A 15498-nucleotide genomic window follows, 5' to 3' on the forward strand; every position below is an offset into this window, starting at 1 on the left:
CATTTCGAGGCCGCCGCTTCGCGGCGGATGTCTCCCACCCACCCGCCCGTATCTCCGCGTCTAGAGGGTGAACCACTTGTACCCCCTGGTGTATCTCGTCGTCGGCAGCGCCCTCTGGGGCGCCGCCGCCGGGCTGCTCGTGCCCCGTGCCGTCTACCGCCTGTCCGTGTCGCCCGACGAGGGCTGGCGCGACAGCTGCCCCGACGGGCACCCCGTACGGGGCTGGGTCGGGCTCGCGCGGTGCCCGCAAGGAGACCGCTTCGGGCCCCGCACCCTGACCGTCACCCTCGCCACCGCCCTCGTCTGCGCCGCCCTCGCCGCCGCCACGGGGGCCCGTCCCGAGCTGGCCGTCTGGCTGCTGCTCGCGCCCTTCGGGGTCCTGCTCGCCGTCGTGGACTTCGGTGTGCACCGGCTGCCCGACGTGCTCACCCTGCCGCTCGCCGTGACCGCACTCGCCCTCCTCGGGGGCGCCGCGCTGCTGCCCGAGCACGGCGGCTCCTGGCTGCACGCGCTGTACGGAGCGCTCGGGCTCGGCGGTGCGTACTTCGTGCTCTTCCTCATCAGCCCGAACGGCATGGGCTTCGGGGACGTGAAGCTCGCGCTCAGCCTCGGTGCCGTCCTCGGCTGGTACGGCTGGGGCGGGGTGCTGCTCGGCACCTTCGCCGGGTTCCTGCTCGCCGCCCTGTACGGGGCGGCGCTCGTCATCGCCCGCCGCGCCGGGCGCAAGACGGCGATCCCGTTCGGGCCCTTCCTGATCGGCGGGGCGTTCGTGGGGCTGCTCGTCGGTGCGTACGCCGCCTGACGTGCTGCACGGTGCGTACGCCGCCTGACGTGCTGCACGGTGCGTACACCGCCTGACGTGCCGCGCAGTGCGTACGCCGCCTGACGTCGGGCGCCACGAACGGCTGGCGTACGCTGGATCGGTCCGTCCAGAACCCTTACGAAAGGGACGCCCCGGTGACCGAGAAGGCCGAACTTCAGTCCGTCCTCGACCGTGCCGCCGCAGGTGGGCGGATCAGCGCCGAAGAGGCGCTCGACCTCTACCGCGATGCCCCGCTGCACGCGCTCGGCGCCGCCGCCGACGCGATCCGCCGCCGCCGGTACGCCGGGACCGAGCACATCGCGACGTACATCATCGAGCGGAACATCAACTACACCAACGTGTGTGTGACCGCCTGCAAGTTCTGCGCCTTCTACGCCCCTCCGAAGGACACCAAGAAGGGCTGGACGCGCGACCTCGACGACATCCTGCGGCGCTGCGCCGAGACCGTCGAGCTCGGTGGCACGCAGGTCATGTTCCAGGGCGGCCACCACCCGGACTTCGGCGTCGAGTACTACGAAGAGCACTTCTCCGCGATCAAGAAGGCCTACCCCCAGCTGGTCATCCACTCCCTCGGCGCCTCCGAGGTCGAGCACATGGCCCGCATCTCGAAGGTCTCCGCCGAGGAGGCGATCAAGCGCATCCACGCCGCCGGGCTCGACTCCTTCGCCGGCGCGGGCGCCGAGCTGCTCCCGGCCCGGCCGCGCAAGGCCATCGCCCCGCTCAAGGAGAGCGGCGAGCGCTGGCTGGAGATCATGGAGATCGCCCACGGGCTCGGCGTCGAGTCGACGTCCACGATGCTCATGGGTACGGGCGAGACCAACGCCGAGCGCATCGAGCACCTGCGGATGATCCGCGACACCCAGGACAGGACCGGGGGCTTCCGGGCCTTCATCCCGTACACGTACCAGCCCGAGAACAACCACCTCAAGGGCCGGACGCAGGCCAGCATCTTCGAGTACATCCGCATGATCGCGATCTCGCGGATCTTCCTCGACAACGTGGCCCACATCCAGGGTTCCTGGCTGACCACCGGCAAGGAGGCCGGCCAGCTCACCCTGCACTACGGCGCGGACGACCTCGGCTCCGTGATGCTGGAGGAGAACGTCGTCTCCTCCGCCGGCGCCAAGCACCGCAACAACCTGCGCGACATGATCGACATGATCCGCACCGCGGACCGTGTCCCGGCCCAGCGCGCCACGACGTACGAGCACCTCGTCGTGCACGACGACCCGGCGAACGACCCGACCGACGACCGCGTCGCCTCGCACATCTCGTCCACGGCGATCGAGGGCGGCACGGCCCACCCCGAGCTGAAGCTCCTCGCCTCCAACTGAGGCCGCCGTGCTGACGATTCACGCCGCGCCGCTGGTCCTTCCGGTCGGCGCGGCGCCGGTGGCCGAAGGCGCTGTCCTCGTCGACGGGGACCGGATCGCGGCCATCGGACCGTACGAGGACGTGGTGGCCGCCCAGCCGCGCGCCCGCGTCAGGCAGTGGCCCGGCGTGATCACTCCGGGGCTTCGGCAGTGGCACGGCCGGTGGCTCCTGACGCGCGTCTACCACCCCGACCCGCGTGAGGCCGACGAGCTCGGCACCGAGCCGATCGCCGACTTCGAGTGCGACGACGACGCCCGGTGGGCGGGGAGCGTACGGCGCGGTCTGCAGCGCATGCTCGCGCACGGCACGACGCACGTCGGCGGGGACTTCCCTGACGGGGTGCGGCAGTCGGTGGCGCGGTCGGGGCTGCGCGAGGTGCCGGGCGCGTGGCGGCTGGCGCCGCCGCTGACGACTGGTCCTGACCTCGACCCCTTCGTCGAGGGGATCGACCTGGCCGGCACGGTGCACGGACCGCTGGCCGTCGGCGGGCGTGCCGACCTCGCCGCCTTCGATGTGCCTGACGAGGCGGCACTGGTCGAGCGCGGCGGGGTCGCCTGCGTCGCCACGGTGCTCGGCGGACGTCTGGTGCACCGGCGGCGGTAGGCGCCGCGCTGGAGGTAGGCGCCGCGCCGGAGGAAGGTGCGGGGGTCTTCCGCGGGCCCGGCGCGGCGGGGCCTGTCGCGCAGTCCCCGCGCCCCTTTACGGGGCGCTTCGGCCCGACAGCGCCTCAGCGAACGCCCCCGCCTGCTGTTCCACCCCGCTGCACGTGTCCTGGGCCTTGGCCGTCGAAGTGCCGTCCGGGCATTCCCGGTCGCGGAACGACGCCCACATCGAGACCCAGGCCAGGCCCTTCTTCTCGCCGTACGACCGGAGCCGGGCCGCGTCCGCGAGCGTGAACGTCTCGCCCTTCACGTCGTTCACGCCGATCATCGCGGTGACAGCGAGCCCCTGCCAGGCGTTCCTGTCCGAGAGGCCGAAGGTCTTCTTGATCTGGGCGTGCGCCTTGGTGGCCGACGTGATCGCGTACTCGCCCATGTCGCCCGCGTAGGACGTGCCGTAGTTCATCGCCATGATGTTCACCGTCGAGACCCTGGCGTCGTGGTCGTTGGCGGACTCCAGCAGCGCCACGCTGTCGGCGGTCAGGCCCGACGGCATCACGGGCAGCGTGAACGTCGCCTTGAGGTCGCGCTTCTTCTGCAGCAGCGCGATCGCCTCGGAGCGGCGGGCGACGGAGGCGGAATCGGTGAGCGCGTCGCCCTCGATGTCGAAGTCGGCCTCGGTCGCGCCGGTGGCGTCCAGGACCGCGGCGTAGGCGTCGGCGAGTTCGGACGCGCTGTCGCAGGTGAGCGCGAGCTCCTTGCCCGCCGCGCCGCCGAAGGAGACACGGACGGTGCCGCCCGAGGACTTCAGCTTCGCGATCCGGGACTTCACGGCGGCGTCGTCGACGTCCGTGGTCCCGCCCCACACGGGCGTGCAGTCGCTGCCGTCCGCGACGGCGAAGGCCACGTTGTACGCCGACGGGGTGCCGGCACTGTCGCTGTCCCCGGCGGTCGTGGCGCTGACGTACGGGGCGTACGCGGTGGTGGGTTCGGGCGTCGCGGACGCCTCGGAGGGCGACGTGCCCGACCGGGCCTCCGTGCTGCCGGACTCCGAGCATCCGGAGCACACCAGCACGACCAGACACCCGACCAGACAGCCGAGACCGGCGGTCGGCTTCAGCGAGCGCCGGGTATTCCGCACGCCTCGTATGTTCCGCACGTTCTACTCGCTCACTTGCTCTCGCACTCGCACTCGCGTCTCTCGCGTGCTGCCGTGAAGATCCCCGAACCAGGGGAATGGGCCGGCTGGACTGGCCGGGCTGGCTTTTCAACGTACAGGGAACGAGTGGCGTCGCCCGGCGCAGGCCCCGGCTGCTGCCGCAGCCGCTTCCGTGAGCCGCTTCCTCCGGCTGCCGCCCGTACTGCCACAATGGTCGGGTGACCCGCGCATCTCTGGACAAGCAGCCGCACGAAGTCGCCTCGATGTTCGACGACGTGGCGGAGAAGTACGACCTGACGAACGACGTGCTGTCGCTCGGGCAGGCCCGGCTGTGGCGCAAGGAGGTCGCGAAGGCCGTCGACGCGCGGCCCGCGCAGAAGGTCCTCGACCTCGCCGCGGGAACCGCGACCTCGTCGCAGCCCTTCGCGAGGGCGGGCGCGTATGTCGTGCCGTGCGACTTCTCGCTCGGCATGCTCCAGGTCGGCAAGGGCCGCCATCCCTGGATGCCGTTCACGGCGGGGGACGCGACGAAGCTGCCGTTCAAGGACGACACGTTCGACGCCGTCACGATCTCCTTCGGCCTGCGCAACGTCCACGAGACGGACGAGGCGCTGCGGGAGATGTACCGCGTGACGAAGCCCGGCGGCCGGGTCGTCATCTGCGAGTTCTCGCACGCGACGTGGGCGCCGTTCCGCACGGTCTACGAGGAGTACCTGATGCGGGCGCTGCCGCCGGTCGCGCGCACGGTCTCCTCCAACCCCGACGCGTACGTCTACCTCGCGGAGTCCATCCGCTCCTGGCCGGACCAGCCGACGCTGGCCGCGCGGTTGCAGGACGCGGGCTGGTCGAAGGTGGCGTGGCGGAATCTGACGGGTGGGGTCGTGGCCCTGCACCGGGGGTTCAAGGCTTAGGCCTGCGGCCTTTCCACGCCTGGACGGGGAGCGCGCAGAATCCCGCGTTGTGAACCGAGTTGACGGGAACCAGCCGCAGGGCAAGATGTGTCCGTTGTGATACGACTCCGCCGACGCGACGGGTCGATGCGAAGCCGCTCTTTCGCACCGGCCGCCGCGGGATCTTTCGGTACGGGTCGGTCCTTCTGGTCATCTCCCCAATGACGGAGCGTTCCCATGGCGTCGCATTGCCCTCACTGCGGGGCACCCACCCCTGACGAGGCCCGCTTCTGCATGAAGTGCGGGCGAGAGCGTCCGCGTGACACGACGGTGGACGCGGGGCTCGCGGAGCTGCCTGCGGCAGAGCTCGGCGGCCCGACCGGCGTGGGGGATTCCGGTGAGACCCCGGCGGCAGCGGCGGCGGCAGCGGCAGCGGCGGAGCCTGAGTCCGATGCGTCCGCCGATGCGTCCGCCGATGCGCCCGCCGGTTCGCCTGCCGATGCGCCTGCCGGTGAGGTGCCCGAAGCTCCGGCGCCCGAAGCTCCGGCCCTCGACGCTCCGGCCCCCGACGCCCCGACCCCCGAAGTCACGCCCGCAGGCCCCGGGTTCACCGCGACCTCCCTGCCCGCGCCCGCGCTTCCACCCCCTCCCGCGTACGTCCCGGGGGCGCCCGCCGCTCCCTCGCCCCTCGGTGCCTTCTTCGGACGGGTGTTCCGGGGCGACTGGGCCGGGGCCGCGCAAGCCGCCCTGTGGCCGCTGGGGTTGGTGCTCGTCGCGGCTGTCGCGCTGGCCATTCCCTCCTACGGGCAGGGCGACGGCAGTGACGTCGTCGTCGGGTTCGGCGAGCGGATGCGGATCGCTCTCGCGCTGCTGCTCCAGGCCGTCGGCGGCGGCTTCGAGATCTCGGGGAGCGAGCGGCAGCAGTCGTCCCTCTTCGGCAGCGAGAGCTCCAGCGTGGACGTCGCCTTCGACGGCACCGCCGCGCTGCACCTCATTCCGCTCACCGCCACCGCCCTGTGGATCGGGGCCCTCTTCATCGGCGTACGCATCCTGCGCACCCGCGTCCTCATCCGTTCCGGAGGCCTCGGCGGCGGCACGGCGGGGCTCGAATCGGCCGTGCGCGTCACCCTGTTGGTGACCGTGGGCACGCTCGTGCTCAGCCTCTTCGCGCAGCCCGAGATCGAGGGCGTCGAGCTCTCCTCCTCGCCGGTGCTCGCCGCACTCGGTGCCTTCGTGCTCGCCATCGCCGTCTCCGGGGGTGTGCTGCACCGCCACGACCTGGCCCACTGGCTGGCGGAACGTCCCGGCTGGCAGGCGGCGTTCCGCGCCACCGGCACCGCGCTGCGGGCGTTCGCGATCGTGCTCGCGCTCTGCTCGGTCGTCGCGTTCATCAGCCTCGCCCAGATCGACGACCTCGAAGGCCTCACCGACCTCGACGACGCGGACGTGTCCCCGCTGCTCATCGCCCTGCTCCTGCTGCCGAACCTCGGAGCCGCCGCCCTCGGTCTCGGCTGGGGCGCGCCGCTCGACGCGTCGGTGCAGGGGAGCAGTTCGTCGTACGGAGGCGGCTACGAGAGCGAGTCCTTCGGGCTCTCCGAGCTCGGCGACGTCACCAACGACTGGGCGATCGTGGGCGCGTTGGCGCTCGGGCTCGTGTGTGCGCTGACCATCGGCGTCCTTGCCGCACGCCGCTCCGCGCACCGGGGCGAGCAACTGCTTGCCGCCGGCGTCTTCTTCGGGCTCTTCCTGCTCATCGCCGGGCTCGGCGGATTCAGCGTCGACGCCACCGGAAGCGCGTCGTCCGAGTTCGGCGGAGGCGGAGGCGGAGGCGTCGGCGGGAGCGGCTCGGGCAACGGCAGCTTCGAGGCGGGCGTGAGCGTGCCGGACGCGCTGCTGTTCGGGCTGCTCTGGGTGTTCGTCGCCGCGCTGATCGCGCCGTTCCTGCTCCAGCTGACGGGGCAGCGGACGGGCGTCGTGGCACCGATGCCGCAGGCCCCTCCGATGCCGGCAGGACCCGCGGGCGCGCCCGGCGCCACCGGCGCTCCCGGCGATCCCGGTTCCGTGGCCACCGCGCCCACCGAAGGCGCCGTCGGGTCCATCGGTGCCGTCGGTGCCGTCGGTGCCGTGGGGCCCGTCACAAGCGACGCCCCCGCGCCCGGAGTCGCCACCCCGGCGCCCCATCCCGGGTACGACCCGGCCGCGAACCCGGCCTATGCCCCCGCGGCCTACGCCCCTGGTGCCTACGACCCCAACACCTTCCAGCTGCACCAGCGGCCCCCTGTCACCCCCCAGTCCCGCCGCACCGCCCTCTGGGCCGGCACCCTCGCCGCCGCCTTCCTCATCGGCAGCGGCATCGCGGCCGGCGTCCTGCTCTGGCAGAACAACGACGACGGCAAGGCCGACAAGGCCGGGGGCAAGGACGACAAGCCCGCCATCAGCCGCAGCGAGGACCCCACCGAGGGCCCCACCCAGGACCCCACAGGGGCGCCCTCGCCGTCCCCCGCGTTCACTCCCACCGAGGAGCCGAGCGAGACCCCCGGCACCGTGGACGAGGGCCCCGAACTGCCCGCCGGGTACGACCTGGCGTCCGACGTGAACGGCTTCGAGTTCGCCGTGCCCGACGGCTGGACCCGGCAGGGCGAGGAACGGCCGGGCCAGGTCGTGTACGCGGGGTCGACCGGCAGGGAGGAGTTCATCGTCGGCGTGGTCCCGAACGCCCCGTACACCTCGTACGAGAACTTCACGACCATCGAGAAGGACGCCAAGAAGGACCCGAAGAAGTCGGACTACGAGCGGATCCGTCTTGAGCCGAACACCTTCCAGGGGCGCAGCGGCGCGATCTGGGAGTACACCTACACCGACACGGCGGGCCGCGAGATCCATGCCCTGAACCAGAGTTACGTCGCGGACAACGGCACCGAGTACGCCATCCAGCTCTCCTGGCGCGCGGACTTCTGGCCCACGGGCGAGGGCGAGAAGACCCACAGGACCGCGCTGGAGCACTGGCGGATCAACGGCTGAGGGGCCGCCTCAGAGACCGCCTGAGGGACCGTCTGCGGCACAGGCTGTCCGAGGCACAGGCCACAGGCTGTCCGAGGCACAGGCGGAGGGACCCGGCGGCGTCAGAGCGCGGCGCCGACCTCGTTCCCCGGCTCGTCCAGCTCCTTCCGCAGCCCGCCGTCCGGAGGCCCCGGGCGGCGCGGCTCGCGTACTCCCGCGCCGCCGTCGCCCTCACCGGGGCCGAGCTCGAACCAGACGGTGACGACGGCGTCGCGCGGGATCCACATGTCGGGGAGCGGGTACTGCCGGACGACATGGTCGACGACGACGAGGTGGAAGTCGGGGCGGTCCGGCGCCGCGAGCAGCACGCCGTGCTTCGCCGCCGACTCGCGTGCGTCGACGGCCATCAGACCGATCAGCCGCGGCACGCGCACTTCGTCGTCTGTCCTGGGTGCCTTCGGCACGGGCGTCACCCCCAGCGGTACCGGCAGGGTAGACCGCTACAGGGCGAGCCGGAAGCGCTGTGCCTGCCGCTTCGACGGCGTCGTGAAGGTCTCGGCCAGCTCCATGCCGAGCCGCCGGGCCACCGCTGCGGACCGTGCGTTGCGGGCGTCGACCATCGCCACCACGTGCTCCACGCCCGCCGCGCGCACCCGCTCCAGGGTGGCCTGCGCGGCGGCGGTCGCGTACCCCTTGCCCCAGGCGGCGCGGCCGAGCCGCCAGCCGATCTCGATCTCGCCCTTGGGCCCCCACTCGTGCGGCCAGGGCTGCGCTCCGGTGAAGCCGATCGGCTCGCCGTCCGCGTCGAGCAACGTCCAGAAGCAGAAACCGTGTTCGGCGTCGTGTCTGCGCTGCCGGGCGGTCAGCTCCTCGTACACGGAGAGCTCGGCCGACGCGCCGCTGCCGAAGAACTCCATGACGTCCGGGTCGTCGAAGAGCCGGTGCCAGACGAAGGCGTCCTCGTGGGTCGGAACACGCAGGTGTACGGCGGGCAGGGTCTTCGTCGGCAGTGCCTGCTTTGTCACGGGTGGCCCTTCGGCTGGCTGATCAGTACCGCTGCATAGACTGCCCATAACCCGTGCCCTCCGGCACACAGATTTCGAGCCTTGGGGAGAACCCGCCGTGACCGAGCCCCAGCCCCTCACCGAACACACCGCTGATGTGATCGTCGTCGGGGCCGGGCCAGCCGGTTCCACGACCGCCTACTACTTGGCGAAGGCCGGACTCGACGTACTCCTCCTGGAGAAGACCGCGTTCCCAAGGGAAAAGGTCTGCGGCGACGGTCTGACGCCGCGCGCCACCAAACAGCTCGTGTCCATGGGGATCGACATCTCCGAGGAGGCGGGCTGGCTGCGGAACAAGGGCCTGCGGATCATCGGGGGCGGCGTTCGCCTCCAACTGGATTGGCCGGAACTCGCCGCCTACCCGAACTACGGCCTCGTCCGTAAGCGCGACGACTTCGACGAGCAGCTCGCCAACCAGGCCCAGAAGGCCGGCGCCCGCCTGTACCAGCGCTGCAACGTCGGCGCCCCGATCGTCGACGACCGCACGGGCCGCATCACCGGCGTGCACGCCAAGCTCGGCGAGGAGAAGACCCCGGTCACCTTCCACGCCCCGCTGGTGGTCGCCGCCGACGGCAACTCGACGCGGCTCTCCCTCGCGATGGGGCTGCACCGCCGCGACGACCGCCCGATGGGCGTCGCCGTCCGTACGTACTTCACCTCGCCCCGCCACGACGACGACTACCTGGAGTCCTGGCTGGAGCTGTGGGACCGGCGTGGCTCCGAGGACCGGCTCCTTCCCGGCTACGGCTGGATCTTCGGCATGGGTGACGGCACGTCGAACGTCGGGCTCGGCATCCTCGACTCCTCATCCGCCTACAAGGAGCTGGACTGGCGCGAGGTGTTGAAGGCCTGGTGCGCCTCGATGCCCGAGGACTGGGGCTACACCCCGGACAACATGACGATGCCGATCCGCGGCGCCGCCCTGCCCATGGCCTTCAACCGCCAGCCGCACTACACCAAGGGCCTGCTCCTGGTCGGCGACGCGGGCGGCATGGTGAACCCCTTCAACGGCGAGGGCATCGCGTACGCCATGGAGTCCGGGCAGATCGCGGCGGACGTCATCGTCCAGGCGCACGCCCGCTCGACCCCGGGCCAGCGCGAACTGGCGCTGCACAACTACCCGAAGGTCCTCAAGGACACCTACGGCGGCTACTACACGCTGGGCCGCGCCTTCGTGAAGCTCATCGGCAACCCGAAGATCATGAAGATCGCCACGCAGCGCGGACTGACCCACCCGATGCTGATGCGCTTCACGCTGAAGATGCTGGCGAACCTGACCGACCCGACGGGCGGCGACGCGATGGACCGCATCATCAACGGCCTGAGCAAGGTGGCCCCGAAGGCGTGATCGGCTGTCGGAGCATCTGTCCGATTTGCCCTTGGCCCGTGGGTGGTACGAGGCTGGTCGCATGATTTTCATCGCCGTCAAGTTCACCGTCCGCCCCGAGCACGCCGACACCTGGCTGGAGCGGACCGCCGAGTTCACGCGGGCCACGCGCGCGGAAGAGGGCAACCTCTTCTACGACTGGTCCCGCAGCGTGGACGACCCCAACCAGTTCGTCCTCCTGGAGGGCTTCGCCTCCCAGGAGGCGGGCGCCGTGCACGTCGGTTCCGACCACTTCAAGGCCGCCATGGAGACGATGTCCGAGGCGATCGCCAAGACCCCGGAGATCATCCACACGGAGATCCCGGGCAGCAGCTGGTCGGAGATGGGCGAGCTCTCGCCGAAGAGCTGACGCCTGAGCCTCGCTGGACGCACAGAAGGGCCCGGGACCCCGCAGGGGGGTTCCGGGCCCTTCTGGATGGCTGTGAGGGCCCTCAGAGGACGCGCACGGCACCGTCGGCGGGGTAGCCCGACAGGTCCTGGATGACAACGCCCTTGCCGGGGTTGGCGGCGTCGAGGTACTGACCGTTACCGATGTACACACCCACGTGGTACGCGGAGCCCGCGCCACCCCAGTAAAGGATGTCGCCCACCTGGACGTTGGAGAGCGAGACCGGGGTGCCCGAGACCGACTGGTCCTGCGAGACGCGCGGAAGGTCCACGCCCGCCTGCTTGAACGCGGCCTGGACGAGGCTGGAGCAGTCCCAGGCGTTGGGTCCTGAGGCACCCATGACGTACGCGTCGCCGAGCTGGGCCTTGAGGAAGCTGATGACCGAGCCGACGCTGCCGCTGGCCGGGGCGGCCACATCGGCGGACGAGGCGCTGGAGCCGCCGGCGGCGCTGAGCGTCGTGCGCTCGGCGGAACGCGAGGCGCGCTCCTCCTCCGCCTTCTTCTTGGCGGCGGCCTCGGCCTTCGCCTTGGCCTCGGCCTTCTTCTCGGCCTGGGCCTGGTCTTCCTTGGCCTGCTTGGCGGCCTTCACGGCGGCCGCGTCCTGCTCGGCACGGAGCTGGTAGCTGTCGGCGGTCTGCTGGGTGGCTTCCGCGGACTGCGCGATCTGCGTGGAGAGATCCGTGGTGAGCGTGGGCATTTCGATGGTCTCGGTCACCGGCTCGGCGGCGGTCGCCGTGCCAGCTGCCGCGGCCACTGCCAGGGTGCTGAGGACGCCACCGGCAACTCCGGCGCGCAGGGCCTGCTTCGTGGCGCTACGACGGGGCTTCCGGTGGCTGGGTATGTGAGCGGTGTGGGACATGAGACCAACCGCTATCAGGGAGTCCGGGTTCCCTTCAAGAAACGTGGGCTGCGCCACAGTTGCCCGTGGAGGCCTCGAATCCCGGGCGTGTCACTTCTTATTGACGCCGTAACGGGCAATGCGGACAACGCCGATCACGCCTGTGATCACGGGTTTTCTGCGATACGCCCGAATTGCCCGTGGACTACCACCGGTTGAGTCGGTTGGCCAAGCCCCGCTTCTCCGCCGGATCATGAGGTGTGGCACAGGTCACATGTTTGACCCTAGGGGATCTCCCTGAGATCCCGCCGAGACCTTCCTGAGATCTCCCGAAGAAATCAGGGGTGTTGTGGGTGTGGGGGATCGGTGACGGATCGACGCCGGATCGACGGGGGGCGGGTGTCGGGTCGATGCGGATCCGGCATTCGGTCGACGCGGAACCGGCGTGGGGTCGAAGAGCAACCGGCGTCGGATCGATGCGGACCGGGTGTCGATCCGCCCCTCGGTCCGAGCCTCGATTCGCCCCTCGGTCCGAGCGTCGAATCGGTCGCCGTCAGCCGCACGCCGCCCGCTCGTGAATTCGTGCACGCATCCACGGCCGTCCACCCTCATCCACACCTCTCCCGCCAAAGTGTGAACGAGCCGCCATTATCAAGCCATCGCGTCCAGCGCCAATTTGCCTGCGGCGGCCATCGCTTGATAGGGCGACCCCCTCCCGACCAGCGGTAACTCGCAAAGATGTCACCTCTGGTGATCACTCAGGCGCTTCGCGTATGAAGATCACCGCTCATCCGACTTCATGATCCTTCGTCAGGTGGTGGAGATCACAAAGCCGTTGTCGCACCCCGTGTCGCAGATCACAGACCGGCGGGCATAAGATGCGGGGCAGTTGGGCTTGTGACCTGCTTCACATGTACGCGATCTTCGCGGGCCGCAGTCCGATGCAACCGCCAACAGTCAGTGCCGACTGAGAGGAGCGAGGAGCGTGAACGCCTATGCGCCCATCCTCGTGCTGGGAGCCCTCGGGGCAGGCTTTGCGATCTTCTCCGTGGTCATGGCCACGCTTATCGGTCCAAAGCGGTACAACCGCGCCAAGCTCGAGGCGTATGAGTGCGGAATCGAGCCGACGCCGACTCCGGCCGGTGGTGGGCGATTCCCCATCAAGTACTACCTGACGGCGATGCTCTTCATCGTCTTCGACATCGAGATCGTCTTCCTTTACCCCTGGGCCGTCACCTTCGACGCGCTGGGGATTTTCGGGCTCGTGGAGATGCTGCTCTTCGTGCTCACCGTCTTCGTCGCGTACGCGTACGTATGGCGGCGTGGCGGCCTGGAATGGGACTAAGGGTCTGAGGGGCAAAGAGCATGGGACTCGAAGAGAAACTGCCGAGCGGATTTCTGCTCACCACCGTCGAACAGGCCGCGGGCTGGGTGCGCAAGTCATCCGTCTTCCCCGCGACCTTCGGCCTCGCGTGCTGCGCCATCGAGATGATGACGACGGGAGCCGGGCGCTACGACCTGGCTCGCTTCGGCATGGAGGTCTTCCGCGGTTCACCGCGCCAGGCCGACCTGATGATCGTGGCCGGGCGAGTGAGCCAGAAGATGGCGCCGGTCCTGCGGCAGGTCTATGACCAGATGCCCAACCCCAAGTGGGTCATTTCCATGGGGGTTTGCGCTTCATCGGGCGGGATGTTCAACAATTACGCGATTGTGCAGGGTGTGGACCACATTGTCCCTGTTGACATCTATTTGCCCGGCTGTCCGCCGCGGCCCGAGATGCTGATGGACGCGATCCTCAAGCTCCACCAGAAGATCCAGGGCGGCAAGCTCGGGGTCAACGCGGAGGAAGCGGCCCGCGAGGCGGAGGAGGCGGCCCTGAAGGCGCTCCCCACCATCGAGATGAAGGGGCTGCTGCGGTGAGCGACGCCCACGACGAACACCTGAACGGAAACGGCGTCCCTGCCCCCCGCGACGAGGCCGGCGAGGTCATCGGCGTACGCAAGGGCATGTTCGGCGCCAATAACGGCGGTGACACATCCGGTTACGGCGGGCTCGTGCGGACGGTCACCCTGCCGGGTGCCACCGCGCGCCCCTACGGCGGCTGGTTCGACGAAGTCGCGGACGAGCTGGAGGGAGCCCTGGAAGAGCAGGGGCTCCTGCCGGAGAACGCGATCGAGAAGACGGTCGTCGACCGCGACGAGCTCACCTTCCACATCGCGCGCGAGCATCTCGTCAGGGTCGCCCAGACCCTGCGCGACGACCCGGCCCTGCGCTTCGAGCTCTGCACGGGCGTCTCGGGGGTGCACTTCCTCGAGGACAAGGGCCGCGAGCTGCACGCCGTCTACCACCTGCGCTCGATCACCCACAACCGCCTGATCCGGCTCGAAGTCAGTGCCCCTGACGCCGATCCGCACGTCCCCTCGCTGGTCGCGGTCTATCCGACGAACGACTGGCACGAGCGCGAGACGTACGACTTCTTCGGCCTGATCTTCGACGGTCACCCGGCGCTTACGCGGATCATGATGCCGGACGACTGGCAGGGCTTCCCGCAGCGCAAGGACTACCCCCTCGGCGGCATCCCCGTCGAGTACAAGGGCGCCCAGATCCCGGCTCCGGACCAGCGGAGGTCGTACAGCTGATGAGCACGTCACATGCATCCGCGCGCGAGACGACCGAGGGGACTGTATATACAGTCACCGGCGGCGACTGGGACGAGGTCGTCCAGTCCGCGGCCCGGTCCGACGACGAGCGCATCATCGTCAACATGGGTCCGCAGCACCCCTCCACCCATGGTGTGCTCCGGCTCATCCTGGAGATCGAGGGCGAGACCGTCTCCGAGGCCCGCTGCGGCATCGGCTATCTGCACACGGGCATCGAGAAGAACCTCGAATACCGCACGTGGACGCAGGGCACGACGTTCGTCACGCGCATGGACTACCTGACGCCGTTCTTCAACGAGACGGCGTACTGCCTGGGGGTCGAGAAGCTCCTCGGCATCGAGGACCAGATCCCGGACCGCGCCTCGGTCATCCGCGTGCTCCTGATGGAGCTCAACCGGCTCTCCTCGCACCTGGTGTGCATCGCCACCGGCGGCATGGAGCTGGGCGCGACGACGATCATGATCTACGGCTTCCGCGATCGTGAACTCGTTCTCGACATCTTCGAGCTGATCACCGGCCTGCGCATGAACCACGCGTACGTCCGGCCCGGCGGGCTCGCACAGGACCTGCCCCCGGGCGCTGTGGACCAGATCCGCGAGTTCGTGAAGAAGATGAGCAAGAACCTCGGCGAGTACGACAAGCTCGCCACCGGTAACCCCATCTTCAAGGCCCGTATGCAGGACGTCGGCTATCTCGACCTCGCGGGCTGCATGGCCCTCGGCGCCACGGGACCCGTCCTGCGCTCGGCGGGTCTGCCGCACGACCTGCGCAAGTCGGACCCCTACTGCGGCTACGAGAACTACGAGTTCGACGTGCCGACCGCCGACACCTGCGACTCCTACGGACGCTTCCTGATCCGCCTGGAGGAGATGCGCCAGTCGCTGCGCATCGTCGAGCAGTGCCTGGACCGCCTGGAGCCGGGTCCGGTCATGGTCGGCGACAAGAAGATCGCCTGGCCCGCGCAACTGGCGCTCGGCCCGGACGGATTGGGCAACTCGCTCGATCACATCAAGAAGATCATGGGCACCTCCATGGAGGCCCTGATCCACCACTTCAAGCTGGTGACCGAGGGCTTCAGGGTCCCGGCCGGGCAGGCGTACACCGCGGTCGAGTCGCCCAAGGGCGAGCTCGGCGTGCATGTCGTCTCCGACGGCGGCACCCGCCCCTACCGGGTCCACTTCCGCGACCCGTCCTTCACCAACCTGCAGGCCATGGCGGCGATGTGCGAGGGCGGCCAGGTCGCCGACGTCATCGTCGCCGTCGCGTCCATCGACCCCGTGATGGGAGGCGTCGACCGGTGACCACCACTCCCCAAC

15 protein-coding genes are annotated in these 15498 nt (G+C 69.9%); 11 read left to right on the forward strand and 4 right to left on the reverse strand.

The genetic code is table 11. From position 1 onward, the window contains the following. Positions 1 to 76: 76 nt before the first annotated feature. The 3 genes from AC07AG_RS40395 to AC07AG_RS40405 all read left to right on the forward strand — a co-directional run bounded on the left by AC07AG_RS40395 (position 77) and on the right by AC07AG_RS40405 (position 2800). Complete coding sequence (locus AC07AG_RS40395; RefSeq protein WP_478761866.1) at positions 77 to 802, forward strand: prepilin peptidase; 726 nt, start codon at positions 77 to 79, stop codon at positions 800 to 802. A gap of 155 nt (positions 803 to 957) precedes the next feature. Continuing rightward, positions 958 to 2157, forward strand: coding sequence for a cyclic dehypoxanthinyl futalosine synthase (gene mqnC, locus AC07AG_RS40400; RefSeq protein WP_478761868.1), 1200 nt, complete (start codon positions 958 to 960; stop codon positions 2155 to 2157). Positions 2158 to 2164: 7 nt separating this feature from the next. Continuing rightward, positions 2165 to 2800, forward strand: a complete 636-nt coding sequence (locus tag AC07AG_RS40405) for an amidohydrolase family protein (protein ID WP_478761870.1) — start codon at positions 2165 to 2167, stop codon at positions 2798 to 2800. Between the two features lie 96 nt (positions 2801 to 2896). Here AC07AG_RS40405 and AC07AG_RS40410 read toward each other — a convergent pair whose 3' ends face one another. Next, positions 2897 to 3937 (reverse strand): chitinase, encoded by a 1041-nt coding sequence (locus AC07AG_RS40410; RefSeq protein ID WP_478761872.1) that lies wholly within the window; start codon positions 3935 to 3937, stop codon positions 2897 to 2899. A 236-nt stretch (positions 3938 to 4173) separates the two neighbouring features. On the opposite strand from AC07AG_RS40410, the gene AC07AG_RS40415 reads away from it, so the two are divergent. Together AC07AG_RS40415 and AC07AG_RS40420 are read left to right on the forward strand one after the other, a co-directional pair. Beyond that, positions 4174 to 4866, forward strand: a complete 693-nt coding sequence (locus tag AC07AG_RS40415; protein WP_478761873.1) for a demethylmenaquinone methyltransferase — start codon at positions 4174 to 4176, stop codon at positions 4864 to 4866. A 216-nt stretch (positions 4867 to 5082) separates the two neighbouring features. After that, the gene (locus AC07AG_RS40420; RefSeq protein WP_478761874.1) at positions 5083 to 7866 is read left to right on the forward strand and encodes a zinc-ribbon domain-containing protein; all 2784 of its coding nucleotides are present in this window, start codon (positions 5083 to 5085) and stop codon (positions 7864 to 7866) included. A gap of 101 nt (positions 7867 to 7967) precedes the next feature. Here the strand turns inward: AC07AG_RS40420 and AC07AG_RS40425 are convergent, their stop codons facing one another. Next, positions 7968 to 8252 carry a hypothetical protein gene (locus tag AC07AG_RS40425; protein ID WP_478761944.1) on the reverse strand — a complete coding sequence of 95 codons (285 nt, stop codon included), beginning with the start codon at positions 8250 to 8252 and terminating at the stop codon, positions 7968 to 7970. Positions 8253 to 8345: 93 nt separating this feature from the next. Next, positions 8346 to 8870: a GNAT family N-acetyltransferase gene (locus AC07AG_RS40430; RefSeq protein ID WP_478761876.1), complete on the reverse strand. Its 525-nt coding sequence runs from the start codon at positions 8868 to 8870 to the stop codon at positions 8346 to 8348. Between the two features lie 97 nt (positions 8871 to 8967). Here AC07AG_RS40430 and AC07AG_RS40435 point away from each other — a divergent pair, with 97 nt between their 5' ends. After that, complete coding sequence (locus AC07AG_RS40435; RefSeq protein WP_478761877.1) at positions 8968 to 10257, forward strand: geranylgeranyl reductase family protein; 1290 nt, start codon at positions 8968 to 8970, stop codon at positions 10255 to 10257. A 61-nt stretch (positions 10258 to 10318) separates the two neighbouring features. Beyond that, positions 10319 to 10645 (forward strand): putative quinol monooxygenase, encoded by a 327-nt coding sequence (locus tag AC07AG_RS40440; RefSeq protein WP_478761878.1) that lies wholly within the window; start codon positions 10319 to 10321, stop codon positions 10643 to 10645. A gap of 82 nt (positions 10646 to 10727) precedes the next feature. Here the strand turns inward: AC07AG_RS40440 and AC07AG_RS40445 are convergent, their stop codons facing one another. Beyond that, positions 10728 to 11543 carry a C40 family peptidase gene (locus tag AC07AG_RS40445; protein WP_478761879.1) on the reverse strand — a complete coding sequence of 272 codons (816 nt, stop codon included), beginning with the start codon at positions 11541 to 11543 and terminating at the stop codon, positions 10728 to 10730. A gap of 964 nt (positions 11544 to 12507) precedes the next feature. Here AC07AG_RS40445 and AC07AG_RS40450 point away from each other — a divergent pair. The 4 genes from AC07AG_RS40450 to AC07AG_RS40465 are packed head-to-tail and all read left to right on the forward strand — an operon-like array spanning position 12508 to position 15483. Beyond that, positions 12508 to 12867, forward strand: a complete 360-nt coding sequence (locus AC07AG_RS40450; protein WP_003992243.1) for an NADH-quinone oxidoreductase subunit A — start codon at positions 12508 to 12510, stop codon at positions 12865 to 12867. 20 nt (positions 12868 to 12887) lie between these two features. After that, positions 12888 to 13442, forward strand: coding sequence for a NuoB/complex I 20 kDa subunit family protein (locus AC07AG_RS40455; protein ID WP_160506582.1), 555 nt, complete (start codon positions 12888 to 12890; stop codon positions 13440 to 13442). Then, positions 13439 to 14161 carry an NADH-quinone oxidoreductase subunit C gene (locus tag AC07AG_RS40460; protein WP_478761881.1) on the forward strand — a complete coding sequence of 241 codons (723 nt, stop codon included), beginning with the start codon at positions 13439 to 13441 and terminating at the stop codon, positions 14159 to 14161. The genes AC07AG_RS40455 and AC07AG_RS40460 overlap by 4 nt, the downstream gene beginning before the upstream one ends. Continuing rightward, on the forward strand, positions 14161 to 15483 hold the full coding sequence (locus AC07AG_RS40465; protein ID WP_478761883.1) for an NADH-quinone oxidoreductase subunit D: 1323 nt from the start codon (positions 14161 to 14163) through the stop codon (positions 15481 to 15483). The genes AC07AG_RS40460 and AC07AG_RS40465 overlap by 1 nt, the downstream gene beginning before the upstream one ends. Positions 15484 to 15498 lie beyond the last annotated feature (15 nt).

It is taken from the genome of Streptomyces sp. NPDC044044 (assembly GCF_056434405.1).

Bases quoted from the DNA above. Each gene is read 5' to 3' on its own strand.
- AC07AG_RS40420 (WP_478761874.1), top strand. From the start codon at position 5,083: ATGGCGTCGCATTGCCCTCACTGCGGGGCACCCACCCCTGACGAGGCC.
- AC07AG_RS40425 (WP_478761944.1), bottom strand. From the start codon at position 8,252: ATGGCCGTCGACGCACGCGAGTCGGCGGCGAAGCACGGCGTGCTGCTC.
- AC07AG_RS40440 (WP_478761878.1), top strand. From the start codon at position 10,319: ATGATTTTCATCGCCGTCAAGTTCACCGTCCGCCCCGAGCACGCCGAC.
- AC07AG_RS40445 (WP_478761879.1), bottom strand. From the start codon at position 11,543: ATGTCCCACACCGCTCACATACCCAGCCACCGGAAGCCCCGTCGTAGC.
- AC07AG_RS40455 (WP_160506582.1), top strand. From the start codon at position 12,888: ATGGGACTCGAAGAGAAACTGCCGAGCGGATTTCTGCTCACCACCGTC.
- AC07AG_RS40465 (WP_478761883.1), top strand. From the start codon at position 14,161: ATGAGCACGTCACATGCATCCGCGCGCGAGACGACCGAGGGGACTGTA.